The following is a 13,599-nucleotide window of genomic DNA, read 5'->3' as shown; positions in this document are numbered from 1 at the left end:
CATCTCAGTCAAGCACTGCGTGAACTGCGGTACACGGAGACCCCGAGTTCGCGAATCTTCTTGCGCAGCGTGTTTCGGTTAAGGCCGAGGAGGTCGGCGGCCTTGATCTGGTTGCCTCGGGTCGCCGTCAGGGCTGCGAGGATCAACGGATACTCCATCTCGGAAAGTACCCGATCATAGAGGCCCGATGGTGGGAGGGTATCACCGAAACTGGCAAAATACTGCCTCATATTCTCTTCGACTGCCTGCGAGATCGACATCGATCCGGAGCGGGTCGGCGATTTCTCGATCGGGCTGTCCGGAATCTCCGAGCGCAACTCATTCTCGATGATTTCCCTGGTGATCACATCCTGCGGATAGAGCGCCGTCAGCCTCCGCACGAGGTTTTCGAGCTCGCGTACATTGCCGGGCCAAGGATGCGTCTTCATCAATTCCAGCGCTTCCTGGTCGAAACGCTTGACGTCCAGCCCTTCCTTTTCGGCCTGCTGGACGAAATGGCGGACAAGGTCCGGGATATCCTCCGCTCGATCCCTGAGCGGCGGCAAGCGCAGCGGCACGACATTCAAGCGATAGTAGAGGTCCTCGCGGAAAAGCCCCTGATTGATCGACTGCTTCAGGTCCTTGTTCGTCGCGGCGACGATCCGCACATCTGACCGGATCGGCGTGCGGCCGCCAACGGTTGTGTACTCGCCCTGCTGCAACACGCGCAGCAGCCGGGTTTGGGCATCCATCGGCATGTCGCCGATTTCATCGAGGAAGAGTGTCCCACCTTCGGCCTGCTCGAAACGGCCGGTCGAGCGGGTCTGGGCGCCGGTAAAGGCGCCCTTTTCGTGGCCGAACAGCTCCGATTCGATGAGGTCGCGAGGGATCGCCGCCATGTTGATAGCAACGAAGGGGCCATTGCGGCGCTTGCCGTAGTCGTGCAACGCTCGAGCAACCAGTTCCTTGCCGGTTCCCGATTCTCCGGTGATCATCAATGTCAGATCAGTCTGCATCAGCCGCGCGAGCACGCGGTAGATTTCCTGCATTGCAGCCGAGCGGCCGACAAGCGGCATGCCGTCCTGTGAATCATCGTCGATCCTCAAGGGACGGCGCTTCGGTTCGGCGAGCGCCCGGCCGATGATGCCGATCAGTTCCGTGAGATCGAAGGGTTTCGGCAGGTAGTCGTAGGCTCCCTTTTCCGACGCCTTGATGGCCGTCATGAAGGTATTCTGTGCGCTCATCACGAGCACAGGCAGGTCCGGCCTCGCCTTCTTGATCCGCGGCAGGAGATCGAAGGCGTTCTCATCCGGCATCACGACGTCGGTCACGACCAGATCGCCGTCACCGGCCGCAATCCAGCGCCACAGCGTCGCCGCATTGGAGGTGATGCGCACATCATAGCCGGCGCGGCTCAGGGCCTGGTTGAGCACGGTGCGAATGGCGGCATCGTCATCCGCGACGAGTATCGTAGCGCCCGTCATGCAATGTTTCCTTTTGTCATCGGAATTTCGTCGTCATCCGCCGCAGTCCCTTTGGACGCCGGCATCAGAACACGGAAGGTGGTGCGGCTGTGCTGGCTGTCGCACTCGACAATGCCTCCGTGGCCGCCAATGATCTTGGCGACCAGCGCAAGGCCGAGGCCCGAGCCATTCGTCTTCGTGGTGATGAAAGGGTCGAAAAGATGCGGCAGCAGGTCAGTGGGAACGCCGGGTCCGTTGTCGTGCACGCAGAACTCCAACGGCAACGAGATCTTTTCGCGGGTGCCGGCAACCGAAAGGCGAATGCCGGGACGATAGGCCGTCGTCAGCATGATCTCGCCATCGGCCCGATCGCCGATCGCCTCGGCAGCGTTCTTGATCAGATTGAGGAATACCTGCACGAGCTGGTCGCGATTGGCGTAAACCGGCGGCAGCGACGGGTCGTAGTTCTCCGAAATCTTGATTCCGCGGGCAAAGCCAGCCCTCGCGATCGCCTTCACGTGATCGAGCACGGAATGGATATTGAGCGGTACGCGATCGACGGGCCTTTCATCGGAGAAGACCTCCATACGGTCGACGAGCGATACGATGCGGTCCGTCTCGTCGCAGATCAGCCGCGTCAGGGCCCGGTCCTCGTCATTGACGGACGTCTCGAGAAGCTGTGCGGCACCGCGAATGCCAGAGAGCGGGTTCTTGATCTCGTGGGCCAACATCGAAGCGAGACCGGTCACTGACCGCGCAGCGCCTCGATGAGTCAGTTGCCGATCGATCTTGTCGGCCATCGAGCGCTCCTGGAAGACGATGACCACAGATCCCGGCGTGGAAAGAACCGGCGCAACATAAAGATCGACAAGCTTGTCGGCGCCGAGGCGCGGCGAACTCAGGTCGACCCGGTATTCGTTTACGGGTGCCCGCCGCTCACGAACCTGGTCGATCAAAGTCAGGAGCGGACTGCCGAATGGAATGAAGGCGCTGATATCATGACGGGCGAGATGATTGGCGCTCGCGCCGAAGAAGGACTCGGCCTCCCAATTGGCGAAGGCCACAAGGCCATTTTCATCGACCAGGATGACGGGGTTCTGGATCGCGTTCAGCACCGCCATGGAAAGGTCGTTCGCATCCGCCGCCGGCTCTACTGCCGTTGCCTTTTCCGTCATGCCGCCATCTCCTCCCTGACCGGTGCGACGCCGCAATTCGCGATCGCGGCAGCGACCCGCTCGCTGACCAGAGCCGGATCGGTGGACGTCAGGATCGCTGCCTTGTCCGCGGACGAGAGGTTCGGCGCGAAACGCTCGATGTACCAGCCGACGTGTTTGCGGGCGTGCCGGACGCCGATCTGAAGCCCATAGAATTCGAGCATCGTCGTGTAGTGCTCGGCGAAGATCTGCGCGATCTCCAATGCGTCGGGATGAAGGCGAACGCCGGCCAGAACACCGGCATGCCATGGCCGCCCCTGCGATGACCGCCCGACCATGACTGCGTCAGCACCCGACCGGCGCAGGATTTCCGTGGCGTCCGCCACGGTATCGACGTCGCCGTTGGCGATCAGAGGGACCGAGATGACGTCGCGGACCGCATGGATCGCATCCCAATCCGCCTTGCCGCTGTAGAACTGCATCCGGGTGCGGCCGTGGATCGTGATGGCCTGCACACCCACCTCTTCAGCCCTTCGCGCGATCAATGGAGCATTGATCGAATTTTCATCCCATCCGAGCCGCATCTTCAGCGTTACTGGTACGGAAACAGCCCTGACGGTGGCTTCGACAAGCGACAAGGCATGGTCGGGATCGCGCATCAGTGCTGAACCGGAATAGCCACCGGTCACCTTCTTGGCGGGGCAGCCCATATTGATGTCGATAATGTCGGCGCCATTCGACTCGACGATCCTTGCGGCTTCCGCCATCCAGTGCGCCTCGCGGCCGGCGAGCTGGACGATATGCGGCTCGATGCCGGAATTCTTCAGCCGCGCCCAGGATTCGGCGGCGTTGCAGACCAATTCGCGGCTGGCGACCATTTCCGTCACCACAAGGCCGGCACCGAAACGCCAGGCGAGCATGCGGAAGGGCAGATCCGTCACCCCCGACATCGGCGCGAGCGCTATCCGGTTGCGGATTTCAACATTCCCGATCCGGAGCGACGATGACAGGGCCGACGGTGGCAAGTGCATATCTTTCAGGCACATGTTCTTCTTGCACTATTTTTAGACATTGTTACTCGGCTTGCCAAGCGATTTCCACGCCGCCGACAAAATTCCCACATGGCCGCCGATGGCTGCTGCATGTCTCCTTAAATCGGAGCCGATTTAAGGAGACATGCAGCAACTTAAGGTGCTTTGTGCGTCTGATAAACCGCACAGCGCTATACGGGCTGGCAATGGCCGGGCCTTCGCGCTAGACCACGGCAAAGAGCGTCGGAATGCGGGACCACATACATAAGATGCAGCCTGAAGAACAGTTCTCCTGCGGTGTCATCATCGTCGCGGCCGGCCGCGGCGAGCGCGCCGGCCAATCGGGCGAGGGGCCAAAGCAGTACCGGACAATCGGCGGCCGCCCCGTTATCGCGCATACGCTTGACACTTTCGCGACATGGGCGGGAACGGGACCGATCGTTGTCGTCATCCATCCGGAGGACACGGAACTCTTTGCCGCTGCTCTGAAGCGCGTACCCACGTCGGCCGCTCCGACCGTGGTGCATGGAGGAGCAACGCGACAGCTTTCGGTCCTTGCGGGCCTGGAGGCGATTGCGGCTGCCGGCGCCAAGTACGTCATGATCCACGACGCGGTGCGTCCGTTTGCGGACCACGCACTGCTCGATCGCTGCCGTCAAACGCTGCTCGGCGGTGCCGATGCGGTCCTGCCGGCAATCGCGGTCGCCGATACGTTGAAGCGTGCCGGCGCAAATGGAGTCGTGCAGGAGACGGTCGCGCGGAGTAACCTCTACGCGGCACAGACGCCGCAGTGCTTCACACTGGAAGCGATTCTCTCCGCGCACCGCGCCGCCAACGCCGACGCAAAAGCGGATTTTACCGATGACGCGTCCATTGCCGAATGGGCGGGTATTCCGGTTGTCCTCGTCGAGGGTATGGTGGACAACATCAAGCTGACGTTGCAGAGGGATATTTCGATGGCTGACGAAAGGCTCAAAGGCAGCGAGATTCCCGATGTGCGTACCGGCAATGGCTACGACGTCCACCAACTCGTCGAAGGCAACGGCGTCACCCTTTGTGGTGTATTCATCCCGCACGACCGCAAACTCTCCGGCCATTCCGATGCCGACGTCGCGCTGCATGCGCTGACGGACGCGCTTCTCGCCACCTGCGGCGCTGGCGATATCGGCGATCACTTTCCACCGTCGGATCCGCAGTGGAAGGGTGCCCCTTCCCGCATCTTTCTGGAGCACGCGGCGCGGATCGTGCGCGAGCGTGGCGGCGTCATCACCAATGCGGACATATCGCTGATCGCCGAAGCGCCCAAGGTCGGGCCGCACCGCCAGCAGATGCGAGAGAACCTGGCAGCAATGCTCGGCGTTACCATCGACCGTTGCTCGATCAAGGCAACCACCAACGAACAGCTTGGCTTCATCGGCCGCAACGAAGGTATCGCGGCAATCGCCACTGCAACGGTCGTCTATACTCCGGGGAGGAACGCATGATGTGGCCGGCCGATATAGAACAGAAAGCGCGGGAGATCGTCACGGATCTTACCGCACGCAACCTGAAGCTCGCGACGGCGGAATCCTGCACCGGCGGCCTGATTGCGGGCGCGTTGACGGAAGTTGCCGGCTCGTCGCTGGTCGTCGACCGCGGCTTCGTCACCTATTCCAACGATGCCAAGATACAGATGCTCGGGATCGAACTCGCGACGCTGGCCGCCCACGGCGCCGTCTCGCGCGAGACGGCTGTCGAAATGGCACGCGGCGCCGTCTCCCATTCGGGGGCGGATATTGCCGTCGCCGTGACGGGGGTTGCCGGCCCCGGCGGTGGCTCGCTGGAGAAACCGGTAGGGCTCGTGTACTTCGCGGCGGCGAGCCGCAATGGCGCGACGCTTCACAAGGAGATGCGCTATGGCGACATCGGCCGCGACGTGGTTCGAATGTCAGCGGTCAGAACCGCGTTCGAGCTCCTCGAAGCCATCTCTCATCAAGCGTAGACCTCGTCGGCACGTTTTTCGAAGGCTTCCGAAAACATTCGGAACGCCCGGTCGAACATGGTACCCATCAAGGCGCCGAGAAGCCTACTCTTGAACTCATAATCGATGTCGAAATGCACGATCGACAGCTTGTCGCTGGTCGGTTCGAAGCGCCATTCGTTGTCGAGATACTTGAATGGTCCGTCGATATAATTGACGTCGATCGTCCGCGCGGCCTTGTTGAGCAGAACCTGGGTCGTGAAGGTCTCGCGGATCGCCTTGTACCCGACCGTCATATCGGCCAGCAGCAATACCTTCCCGTCGCGCTCCTTGCGTGAGCGCACGCTCAAGGCCTCGCAAAGCGGCAGAAATTGCGGGTAGCGCTCGACGTCGGCGACGAGATCGAACATCTGGTCGGCCGAGTGCTTGACGACGTGGTTTGTTTCAAAGTGCGGCATGACTTGCAGTTAAGCGCGTGCTGCGAGAAGTTCAAGCAGCGTGCGCATTTGTGCCCGGCTTCTTATCTGCAGGACTGGAACGCCTGGTCCGTGTTTCTGCAGGGCTTCCTCGATCCGCGGAACGAACTTGCGCTCGAAAGTCCAGATGTAGCGGACGAATTCCCAACTCACCCGCTCCGGACATCCTTCGGCCATCTCCGGCCGTGCCGCGCCTCGCCATTTCAGCCAACGCCGCGCCACACCGATCAGGCACCGCAAGCGCGGCATTCTCACCCAGAGCACGATGTCGGCGCGGGGCAGCCGCAAATCGAAGGTCGACGGATTGGTCCCATCCATCACCCACTGCGCTTCGGCGACCTTGGCGGCGATGAGCTTTCTTTGCTCTTCGCGCGCCCTGGAAATCCATCCGGGCAGCCAAAAGAATTCTCTATCCATCGAAACGAACGGCAGGTCACAGTGTTCCGACAAGCGGCGGGCAAGCGTCGTCTTGCCGCCGCCCGAGCAGCCGATCACCAAAACACGTTTTGCGTCCGAGAGGATCGATGCAGCCCGCGTCGTGTCCGTCATCTGCCCGCTTTCGGCTCAAATAGAAGAATCGCGACGACGCAACGCCGCGGCTGTTTTCACCGGCAGTAGACTGAATTACTCCGCTTCGGCCAGGAGCTTCTTCTCGCGTGCCGCCCTTAGCCGTGCGAAATCGTCGCCGGCGTGATGAGACGAACGCGTCAATGGGCTCGAGGAAACCATCAGGAAGCCCTTCGTGTAGGCGACCGTCTCGTACGACTTGAATTCCTCGGGCGTCACGAATTTCTCGACCTTGTGGTGCTTACGGGTCGGCTGCAGATACTGGCCGATCGTCAGGAAATCGACGTCGGCGGTACGCAGATCATCCATCAACTGCAGCACCTCGTTCCGTTCCTCGCCAAGGCCGACCATGATGCCGGACTTGGTGAACATGGACGGATCGAGTTCCTTCACCCGCTGCAACAGTCGCATCGAGTGGAAATAGCGAGCGCCGGGACGCACGGTCAGATAGTTCGAAGCGACGGTTTCGAGATTGTGATTGAAGACGTCCGGCTTGGCGGCAACCACACGCTCCAGCGCGCCGGGCTTGCGCAGAAAGTCGGGAGTCAGGACCTCGATGGTCGTTTCCGGAGAGACCTCGCGGATCGCAAAGATGACCTTTTCAAAGTGCTCGGCGCCACCATCGTCGAGGTCGTCGCGGTCGACCGAGGTTATGACGACGTGGCTGAGCCCCATTTGCTTGACCGCCTTGGCGATGTTGGCGGGCTCGTCCATGTCGAGCGCATTCGGTTTGCCGGTCGAGACGTTGCAGAAGGCACAGGCGCGCGTGCAGATTTCGCCCATGATCATGAAGGTCGCGTGTTTCTTGTCCCAACACTCGCCGATATTCGGACAGCCGGCCTCCTCGCACACGGTTACGAGGTTGTTGCCCTTCACGATCGAACGGGTTTCCATGTATCCCTTCGACGTCGGCGCCTTAACGCGGATCCAGTCCGGCTTGCGCTGGACTTCCGTGTCGGGCTTGTGCGCCTTTTCCGGGTGACGGACGCGTTGCGCACGATCCGAAACAGCATCGAAAAGCGTTACCATGTGTCTTCCTTTGTCGCGTGGACGCGCGGCTTGGCGCCGACTGCCCATTTTCGATCTATATAGACGGCCCGACAGGAAAAGTCAGGCCACCAGTTGCAAGGCGGCCCGACGGCAGACGCATGGCTTGCGTGGCGCTACCTTCTGACGGCGCGCCCAGCGGCAATCAACAGGCAGGCGCCGATGAAGCCGATGACCAAATAGGCGAGCCAGCCCGTATAGGCCATGCCGAAGGCGGCCAGGATGAAATTCAGGACGACCGCGCCGATGATGCCGAGAATAATATTGGCGAACAGTCCCATCTGACTGTTCATAAATCTCTCCGCAAGCCAACCCGCCAGCCCGCCGATGATGATTGCCGCCAGAATACCCACGCCGTTCACGCTCATGACGACCTCCGAGCACTGAAGATGCCACACAATCAGTGCGTGAGTATAACGCAAATTCCGGGCGGCTGCACGTCATCAGGCGTTCAACACCCGGCCGTAGGCGTCGAGCACGCTTTCCTTCATCATCTCCGAGAGTGTCGGATGCGGGAAGACGGTGTGCATCAGCTCTTCCTCCGTCGTTTCGAGGTTCATCGCGACAACAAAGCCCTGGATGAGTTCGGTCACCTCGGCGCCGACCATATGCGCACCCAAAAGCTCGCCCGTCTTCTTGTCGAAGATCGTCTTGACCAGGCCCTGGTCCTCGCCGAGCGCGATCGCCTTGCCGTTGGCGCCGAAGCTGAAGCGGCCGACGCGGATCTCGCGGCCGAGCTCCTTGGCCTTCGCCTCGGTGAGCCCCACGGAGGCGACCTGAGGGTCGCAATAGGTGCAGCCCGGAATCTTGTTCTTGTCGAGCGCGTGCACGCCCGGGACGCCGGCGATCTTCTCGACGCAGATCACGCCCTCGTGCTCCGCCTTGTGCGCAAGCATCGGCGGACCGGCGACATCGCCGATCGCATAGATCCCTGCCACGTTCGTCTTGCCGTAACCGTCGGTCACGATGCAGCCGCGATCGGTCTTGACACTCAGCGCTTCGAGGCCAAGGTTTTCGATATTGCCCTGCACGCCGACGGCGGAGATCAGACGGTCGGCCTTGATCTGCGTTACCTTGCCGTCCTTCGTTTCGACGTGCGCGGTCACATCGTTCGCGCCCTTGTCGACCTTCGTCACCTTGGCGTCGGTGAAAATCTTCATGCCGCGCTTTTCGAGCTGCTTGCGGGCGAAAGCGGAAATCTCCGCATCCTCTACGGGCATCACCTGCGGCAAGAGCTCGACGACAGTGACATCGACGCCCATCGACTTGTAGAAGCTGGCAAATTCGATGCCGATCGCACCGGAGCCCATGACCAGCATGGATTTCGGCATTTCCTCGGGCTTCATCGCCTCGAAATAGGTCCAGATCAGCTTGCCGTCCGGCTCGATGCCCGGAAGCGCACGCGGCCGGGCGCCGGTCGCGATGATGATGTGCTTGGCCGTATAGGTGCCTTCGCCCTTGACGCCCTTCGGAACCGGATTTTGCGGCTGGACGGCCGGCTTCGAGGGCGCGCCGACGACGATCTCTCCGGGTTTTGTCAGCTTCGCCTCGCCCCAGATCACGTCAACCTTGTTCTTCTTCATGAGGAAGGCGACGCCGCCGGTCAGCCGCGCAGAGACGGCGCGCGAACGGCCGACGACCTCCTTGACGTTGGCGGTGATCTTGCCTTCGAGCGTCAGGCCATAGTTCTTGGCGTGATTGGCATGGTCGAGAATTTCGGCCGAGCGCAAGAGCGCCTTGGTCGGGATGCAGCCCCAGTTGAGGCAGATGCCGCCCAGATGCTCGCGCTCGACGATCGCCGTCTTCAAGCCCAGTTGCGCCGAGCGGATGGCGGTGACATAGCCGCCCGGGCCCGAACCGATAACGATGACATCGTAATTCTCAGCCATGTGTTTCCTGCCTTTGTCTCAAGCGACCTTTCGGGTGAAAAGCACCCAGTCGTGTTTCCTGCTGTCTTCGAAAAGCGGCACGGCTTCGACGCGCACCACCTCCTCGAAGCCGTTGATCCTGTAGAGCGCCTGAGCCCTTTCATTGTGGCTTTCGGTGATCAGGCTCACCGGCGCCGACCCGGCGCGGGCAATTTCATGTTCCAGCAAAGCGCGGCCGATTCCCCCGCCGCGACGATGCTTGTAGACCCCAAGGCTATCGATGAACCAATGACCGACAACCTGCTTCTGCAGAGCAAGCAGCGGCACGAGCACCGGATGTTTGGCCTCGATATCGTGGACGGACGGGTCGATCGCGTAGGAAACGGCGACACCCGCGATCTCGTCCTCAACCTCGGCGACGATCGCGTCACGCCATGTACCCCGCCCCTCATCTTCGCGAAGCTTGTTGCGGCCGTGTTCGAACGCCGTTTCGGCCACGCCCCGCAAGACACCGCCATACCAGAGCCACGCAGCAAATCCGTGCGAGGCGATGTCGATCAGGACGGCGAGCTCCGCTGCCTCGCTTCGCTTCGCCGGCCTGAGGGTCGCGCCAGCCGCCATCGTCAGAGCCCGAGCATCATCCGCACGACCGGCTCCAATCCACGACCGATCGCCCGGGTGTTCTCAGCGTCGAGATGAACGCCATCGAGCGGGGTCGTTCTTGCCACCGAGCCGGCATCGAAGAAGCCGCAGTCGAGCTCGTCCGCGAGATCGCGGTAGAGCGGTGCAAGCATCCCCGATTGCTCGATAGCGCCCGCATACATTGCCGCAAAGGCGCTGTTGGCGGTTTCGCAAAGGGGCGGCGGCGAGACGATGAGGATATCCGGCCCCTCCTCGGCTTCGACCGGCCAGTCGTGCCGCCGGACAAGATTGACGAGGCGCGCGATCCCCTTGACGGCGCCGAAGGCCGTGCCGTGGATCACCGGCTTCATGTCGTTGGTGCCGAGCAGGAAGATCATCAGATCGATCGGCGCGTGGCTGTGGAGCACGGTCGGCAGGACACGGGCACCGTTGCGGTCGCAATCGGCGAGATGGTCGTCATATGCTGTCGTGCGGCCGTTCAGCCCTTCCGCGATGACGTGCACGTCCGGACCGAGGGCCTTTTGCAGCACGCTCGGCCAGCGATCCTGCAACGCGTGCCGGTCGAGGCCGCTCGCGTCATAGCCCCAGGTCAGACTGTCACCGTAACAAAGGACTGTCTTCATCGCTTGTGCCCGCGTTTAAGGGAATGGACCGGCTCGAAAGGCCGGTCCCGACCGCATCAGACCAGCATGCCCATCGGATTTTCGATGTAGCGCTTGAAGGCGGCGAGCAGCTCGGCGCCGAGCGCGCCATCGACGCAGCGATGGTCGGTGGAGAGGGTCACGGTCATCATGTTGGCGATGACCATTTCCTTGTTCTTGACGATGACTCGCTCCTCGCCGGCACCGACCGCAAGAATGGTCGCATGCGGCGGGTTGACGACGGCGGCGAAGTCCTTGACGCCCATCATGCCCATGTTGGAGACTGCCGTCGTGCCACCCTGATACTCTTCCGGCTTCAGCTTGCGCTCCTTGGCGCGCTTGCCGAAATCCTTCATCTCGTTGGAGATGGCCGAAAGGCTCTTCAATTCCGCCTGGCGGATGATCGGCGTGATCAGACCACCGGGGATCGAGACAGCGACGCCGACATCGGCATGCTTGTGCTTGACCATGTTGCTGTCGGTCCAGGATACGTTGGCATCCGGAACGTCGCGCAGTGCCAGCGCCAACGCCTTGATCACCATGTCGTTGACCGAGAGCTTGTAGACCGGCTTGCCGTCCTTTTCCGGAGCAGCGGCATTGAGCTGTGCGCGAAGGGCAAGCAGGGCGTCGAGTTGGCAATCGATCGAGACATAAAAGTGCGGAATCGTCTGCTTCGATTCCTGCAGGCGCTTGGCAATGGTCTTGCGCATGCCGTCATGCGGGACGAGTTCGTAGGAACCCGGCTCGAAGAGCTTGAGCACGGCATCCTCGGACATGCCCTTGGCGAGCGTCGCCGGAGCGGGTGCGGCCGCTTCCGCGGGCGCTGCGGCCGGCTTGGCACCACCACCGGCAACGGCGGTCTCGATGTCCTTCTTGACGACGCGGCCATAGGGGCCGGACCCGGTGATCGCCGACAGGTCAATGCCGGCTTCCTTAGCGAGGCGGCGCGCCAGCGGCGAAGAAAAGACTCGCTTGCCATCGCTTGCGGCGGGGGCCGACGATACCGGTGCTGCCGGTTGCGCTGCGGCAGGTGCCGCAGCAGGCGCTGGCGCAGCTGCCGGAGCCGGTTCTTCGGCTTTGGCTGCAGGTGCTGGCGCGGCCGCGCCATTGCCCTTCGCAGCCGCTGCCACGTCCTCGCCATCGGCCGCCAGAACCGCGATCAGGGCATTGACCTTGACGCCTTCCGTACCGGCCGGAACGACGATCCTGGCAACGGTGCCTTCATCGACGGCTTCCACTTCCATGGTCGCCTTGTCGGTCTCGATTTCGGCAATAACGTCGCCGGACTTGACCTTGTCGCCTTCCTTGACCAGCCACTTGGCCAGATTGCCTTCTTCCATGGTCGGAGAGAGGGCAGGCATCGTGATGTTGATTGGCATCGAAGCGCCCTCCCCTTATTTGTAGCAAACGGCTTTCACGGCATCGACAACCTCGGAGACACTCGGAAGCGCCAGTTTTTCGAGGTTGGAGGCATAGGGCATCGGCACATCCTTGCCGGCGATCGTCAGGATCGGCGCGTCGAGATAGTCGAACGCCTGCTGCATCACACGCGTAGCAATCTCCGTGCCTACGGAGGACTGCGGGTAGCCTTCCTCCACGGTGACCAGACGGCCGGTCTTCTTCACCGACTCGATTACTGTCGGAAGATCCATCGGACGGATCGTACGAAGATCGATGATCTCGACGTCGATACCCTGCGCTTCGAGCTCGGCCGCGGCCTTGACCGCATAGGTCATGCCGATGCCGAACGAGACAATGGTTGCATCCTTGCCGACGCGATGAATGCGGGCCTTGCCGATCGGCAGCACGAAATCATCGAGCTTCGGAACCTCGAACGAGTGGCCGTAGAGAATTTCGTTCTCGAGGAAGATCACCGGGTTCGGATCGCGGATCGCCGCCTTCAACAGGCCTTTCGCGTCAGCGGCCGTGTACGGCATGACGACCTTGAGCCCCGGGATGTGGCTGTACCAGGCGGCATAGCACTGCGAGTGCTGCGCGGCGACGCGGGCTGCCGCACCGCTCGGGCCGCGGAAGACGATCGGCGCGCCCATCTGGCCGCCCGACATATAAAGCGTCTTGGCAGCCGAGTTGATGATCTGGTCGATCGCCTGCATGGCGAAGTTGAAGGTCATGAACTCGACGATGGGTCGCAGGCCCGTCATTGCGGCGCCGACGCCGACGCCGGCAAAACCATGTTCGGTGATCGGGGTGTCGACCACGCGACGCGGGCCGAACTCCTGCAGCAGACCCTGAGTGATCTTGTAGGCACCCTGGTATTCGGCGACTTCCTCGCCCATGACAAAGACGTCGTCACTCGCGCGCATTTCTTCGGCCATCGCGTCGCGAAGCGCCTCGCGCACCGTCATCGACACCATTTCCGTCCCGGCGGGGATCGCCGGGTCGGCAGGAACTTCCGTCTTCGGCTGAGCGGCAACCGGCGCCGGCGCCGGCGCAGCGGCGGGCGCTTCATTCTGAGCCGGCTTCGGCGCCTCGGCCTTCGGCGTCGCAATGTCGCCGGCAGCCTCGCCGTCCTGCAGCAGCACGGCGATCGGCGTATTGACCTTCACACCTTCGGTGCCGGCGGCGATCAGGAGCTTGCCGATCGTGCCTTCATCGACGGCTTCCACTTCCATCGTCGCCTTGTCGGTTTCGATCTCGGCAATGACATCGCCGGAGGACACCTTGTCTCCCTCGTTCTTCAGCCATTTGGAGAGCGTGCCTTCCTCCATCGTCGGGGAAAGGGCGGGCATGAGAATTTCTACTGGCATGTT

The 13,599-nt window shown here is 61.9% G+C and carries 14 protein-coding genes; 2 read left to right on the top strand and 12 right to left on the bottom strand.

Annotation, left to right across the window (positions count from 1 at the left end; translation table 11 throughout):
• Positions 1-8: 8 nt before the first annotated feature.
• The 3 genes from ntrC to dusB are packed head-to-tail and all read right to left on the bottom strand — an operon-like array spanning position 9 to position 3,642.
• Positions 9-1,463 carry a nitrogen regulation protein NR(I) gene (ntrC, locus tag FKV68_RS07750; protein ID WP_180940930.1) on the bottom strand — a complete coding sequence of 485 codons (1,455 nt, stop codon included), beginning with the start codon at positions 1,461-1,463 and terminating at the stop codon, positions 9-11.
• Complete coding sequence (locus tag FKV68_RS07745; RefSeq protein WP_180940929.1) at positions 1,460-2,617, bottom strand: two-component system sensor histidine kinase NtrB; 1,158 nt, start codon at positions 2,615-2,617, stop codon at positions 1,460-1,462. The genes ntrC and FKV68_RS07745 overlap by 4 nt, the downstream gene beginning before the upstream one ends.
• A complete protein-coding gene (gene dusB / locus FKV68_RS07740) occupies positions 2,614-3,642 on the bottom strand; it encodes a tRNA dihydrouridine synthase DusB (protein WP_180940928.1) in 1,029 nt (342 codons plus the stop codon). The genes FKV68_RS07745 and dusB overlap by 4 nt, the downstream gene beginning before the upstream one ends.
• Before the next feature lie 254 nt (positions 3,643-3,896).
• Here dusB and FKV68_RS07735 point away from each other — a divergent pair, with 254 nt between their 5' ends.
• Entirely contained in the window at positions 3,897-5,111 is a 1,215-nt protein-coding gene (locus FKV68_RS07735; protein ID WP_245181848.1) for a bifunctional 2-C-methyl-D-erythritol 4-phosphate cytidylyltransferase/2-C-methyl-D-erythritol 2,4-cyclodiphosphate synthase, read from the top strand.
• Positions 5,111-5,608, top strand: a complete 498-nt coding sequence (locus FKV68_RS07730; protein WP_180941437.1) for a CinA family protein — start codon at positions 5,111-5,113, stop codon at positions 5,606-5,608. Before FKV68_RS07735 ends, FKV68_RS07730 begins: the two co-directional genes overlap by 1 nt.
• Here FKV68_RS07730 and FKV68_RS07725 read toward each other — a convergent pair.
• The 9 genes from FKV68_RS07725 to FKV68_RS07685 form a co-directional block, all read right to left on the bottom strand.
• Positions 5,599-6,045 (bottom strand): type II toxin-antitoxin system RatA family toxin, encoded by a 447-nt coding sequence (locus FKV68_RS07725; protein WP_180940926.1) that lies wholly within the window; start codon positions 6,043-6,045, stop codon positions 5,599-5,601. The two genes, FKV68_RS07730 and FKV68_RS07725, sit on opposite strands and share 10 nt — an antisense overlap.
• Before the next feature lie 9 nt (positions 6,046-6,054).
• Positions 6,055-6,612, bottom strand: a complete 558-nt coding sequence (locus FKV68_RS07720) for a P-loop NTPase family protein (RefSeq protein ID WP_180940925.1) — start codon at positions 6,610-6,612, stop codon at positions 6,055-6,057.
• Between the two features lie 75 nt (positions 6,613-6,687).
• Positions 6,688-7,659: a lipoyl synthase gene (gene lipA / locus FKV68_RS07715; protein ID WP_180940924.1), complete on the bottom strand. Its 972-nt coding sequence runs from the start codon at positions 7,657-7,659 to the stop codon at positions 6,688-6,690.
• A 134-nt stretch (positions 7,660-7,793) separates the two neighbouring features.
• Positions 7,794-8,045 (bottom strand): GlsB/YeaQ/YmgE family stress response membrane protein, encoded by a 252-nt coding sequence (locus FKV68_RS07710; RefSeq protein ID WP_180940923.1) that lies wholly within the window; start codon positions 8,043-8,045, stop codon positions 7,794-7,796.
• Between the two features lie 75 nt (positions 8,046-8,120).
• Positions 8,121-9,566 (bottom strand): dihydrolipoyl dehydrogenase, encoded by a 1,446-nt coding sequence (gene lpdA, locus FKV68_RS07705; protein ID WP_180940922.1) that lies wholly within the window; start codon positions 9,564-9,566, stop codon positions 8,121-8,123.
• 18 nt (positions 9,567-9,584) lie between these two features.
• Positions 9,585-10,166 (bottom strand): GNAT family N-acetyltransferase, encoded by a 582-nt coding sequence (locus FKV68_RS07700; RefSeq protein WP_180940921.1) that lies wholly within the window; start codon positions 10,164-10,166, stop codon positions 9,585-9,587.
• A gap of 2 nt (positions 10,167-10,168) precedes the next feature.
• Positions 10,169-10,810: an SGNH/GDSL hydrolase family protein gene (locus tag FKV68_RS07695; RefSeq protein ID WP_180940920.1), complete on the bottom strand. Its 642-nt coding sequence runs from the start codon at positions 10,808-10,810 to the stop codon at positions 10,169-10,171.
• 56 nt (positions 10,811-10,866) lie between these two features.
• On the bottom strand, positions 10,867-12,207 hold the full coding sequence (locus FKV68_RS07690; RefSeq protein ID WP_180940919.1) for a pyruvate dehydrogenase complex dihydrolipoamide acetyltransferase: 1,341 nt from the start codon (positions 12,205-12,207) through the stop codon (positions 10,867-10,869).
• Positions 12,208-12,222: 15 nt separating this feature from the next.
• Positions 12,223-13,596 (bottom strand): pyruvate dehydrogenase complex E1 component subunit beta, encoded by a 1,374-nt coding sequence (locus tag FKV68_RS07685; RefSeq protein WP_180940918.1) that lies wholly within the window; start codon positions 13,594-13,596, stop codon positions 12,223-12,225.
• Positions 13,597-13,599: the final 3 nt, after the last annotated feature.

Source organism: Sinorhizobium mexicanum, from assembly GCF_013488225.1.
Taxonomy (GTDB): domain Bacteria; phylum Pseudomonadota; class Alphaproteobacteria; order Rhizobiales; family Rhizobiaceae; genus Sinorhizobium; species Sinorhizobium mexicanum.
The sequence above is the reverse complement of the archived record's forward strand: the minus strand, read 5'-3'. Positions and strand labels throughout refer to the sequence as shown.

Coding starts and splice junctions, on each gene's coding strand:
- FKV68_RS07685 (WP_180940918.1), bottom strand. CDS start 13,596: ATGCCAGTAGAAATTCTCATGCCCGCCCTTTCCCCGACGATGGAGGAA.
- FKV68_RS07730 (WP_180941437.1), top strand. CDS start 5,111: ATGTGGCCGGCCGATATAGAACAGAAAGCGCGGGAGATCGTCACGGAT.
- FKV68_RS07710 (WP_180940923.1), bottom strand. CDS start 8,045: ATGAGCGTGAACGGCGTGGGTATTCTGGCGGCAATCATCATCGGCGGG.
- dusB (WP_180940928.1), bottom strand. CDS start 3,642: ATGTGCCTGAAAGATATGCACTTGCCACCGTCGGCCCTGTCATCGTCG.
- FKV68_RS07690 (WP_180940919.1), bottom strand. CDS start 12,207: ATGCCAATCAACATCACGATGCCTGCCCTCTCTCCGACCATGGAAGAA.
- ntrC (WP_180940930.1), bottom strand. CDS start 1,463: ATGACGGGCGCTACGATACTCGTCGCGGATGACGATGCCGCCATTCGC.
- FKV68_RS07745 (WP_180940929.1), bottom strand. CDS start 2,617: ATGACGGAAAAGGCAACGGCAGTAGAGCCGGCGGCGGATGCGAACGAC.
- FKV68_RS07720 (WP_180940925.1), bottom strand. CDS start 6,612: ATGACGGACACGACGCGGGCTGCATCGATCCTCTCGGACGCAAAACGT.
- lipA (WP_180940924.1), bottom strand. CDS start 7,659: ATGGTAACGCTTTTCGATGCTGTTTCGGATCGTGCGCAACGCGTCCGT.
- lpdA (WP_180940922.1), bottom strand. CDS start 9,566: ATGGCTGAGAATTACGATGTCATCGTTATCGGTTCGGGCCCGGGCGGC.
- FKV68_RS07700 (WP_180940921.1), bottom strand. CDS start 10,166: ATGGCGGCTGGCGCGACCCTCAGGCCGGCGAAGCGAAGCGAGGCAGCG.
- FKV68_RS07725 (WP_180940926.1), bottom strand. CDS start 6,045: ATGCCGCACTTTGAAACAAACCACGTCGTCAAGCACTCGGCCGACCAG.
- FKV68_RS07735 (WP_245181848.1), top strand. CDS start 3,897: ATGCAGCCTGAAGAACAGTTCTCCTGCGGTGTCATCATCGTCGCGGCC.
- FKV68_RS07695 (WP_180940920.1), bottom strand. CDS start 10,810: ATGAAGACAGTCCTTTGTTACGGTGACAGTCTGACCTGGGGCTATGAC.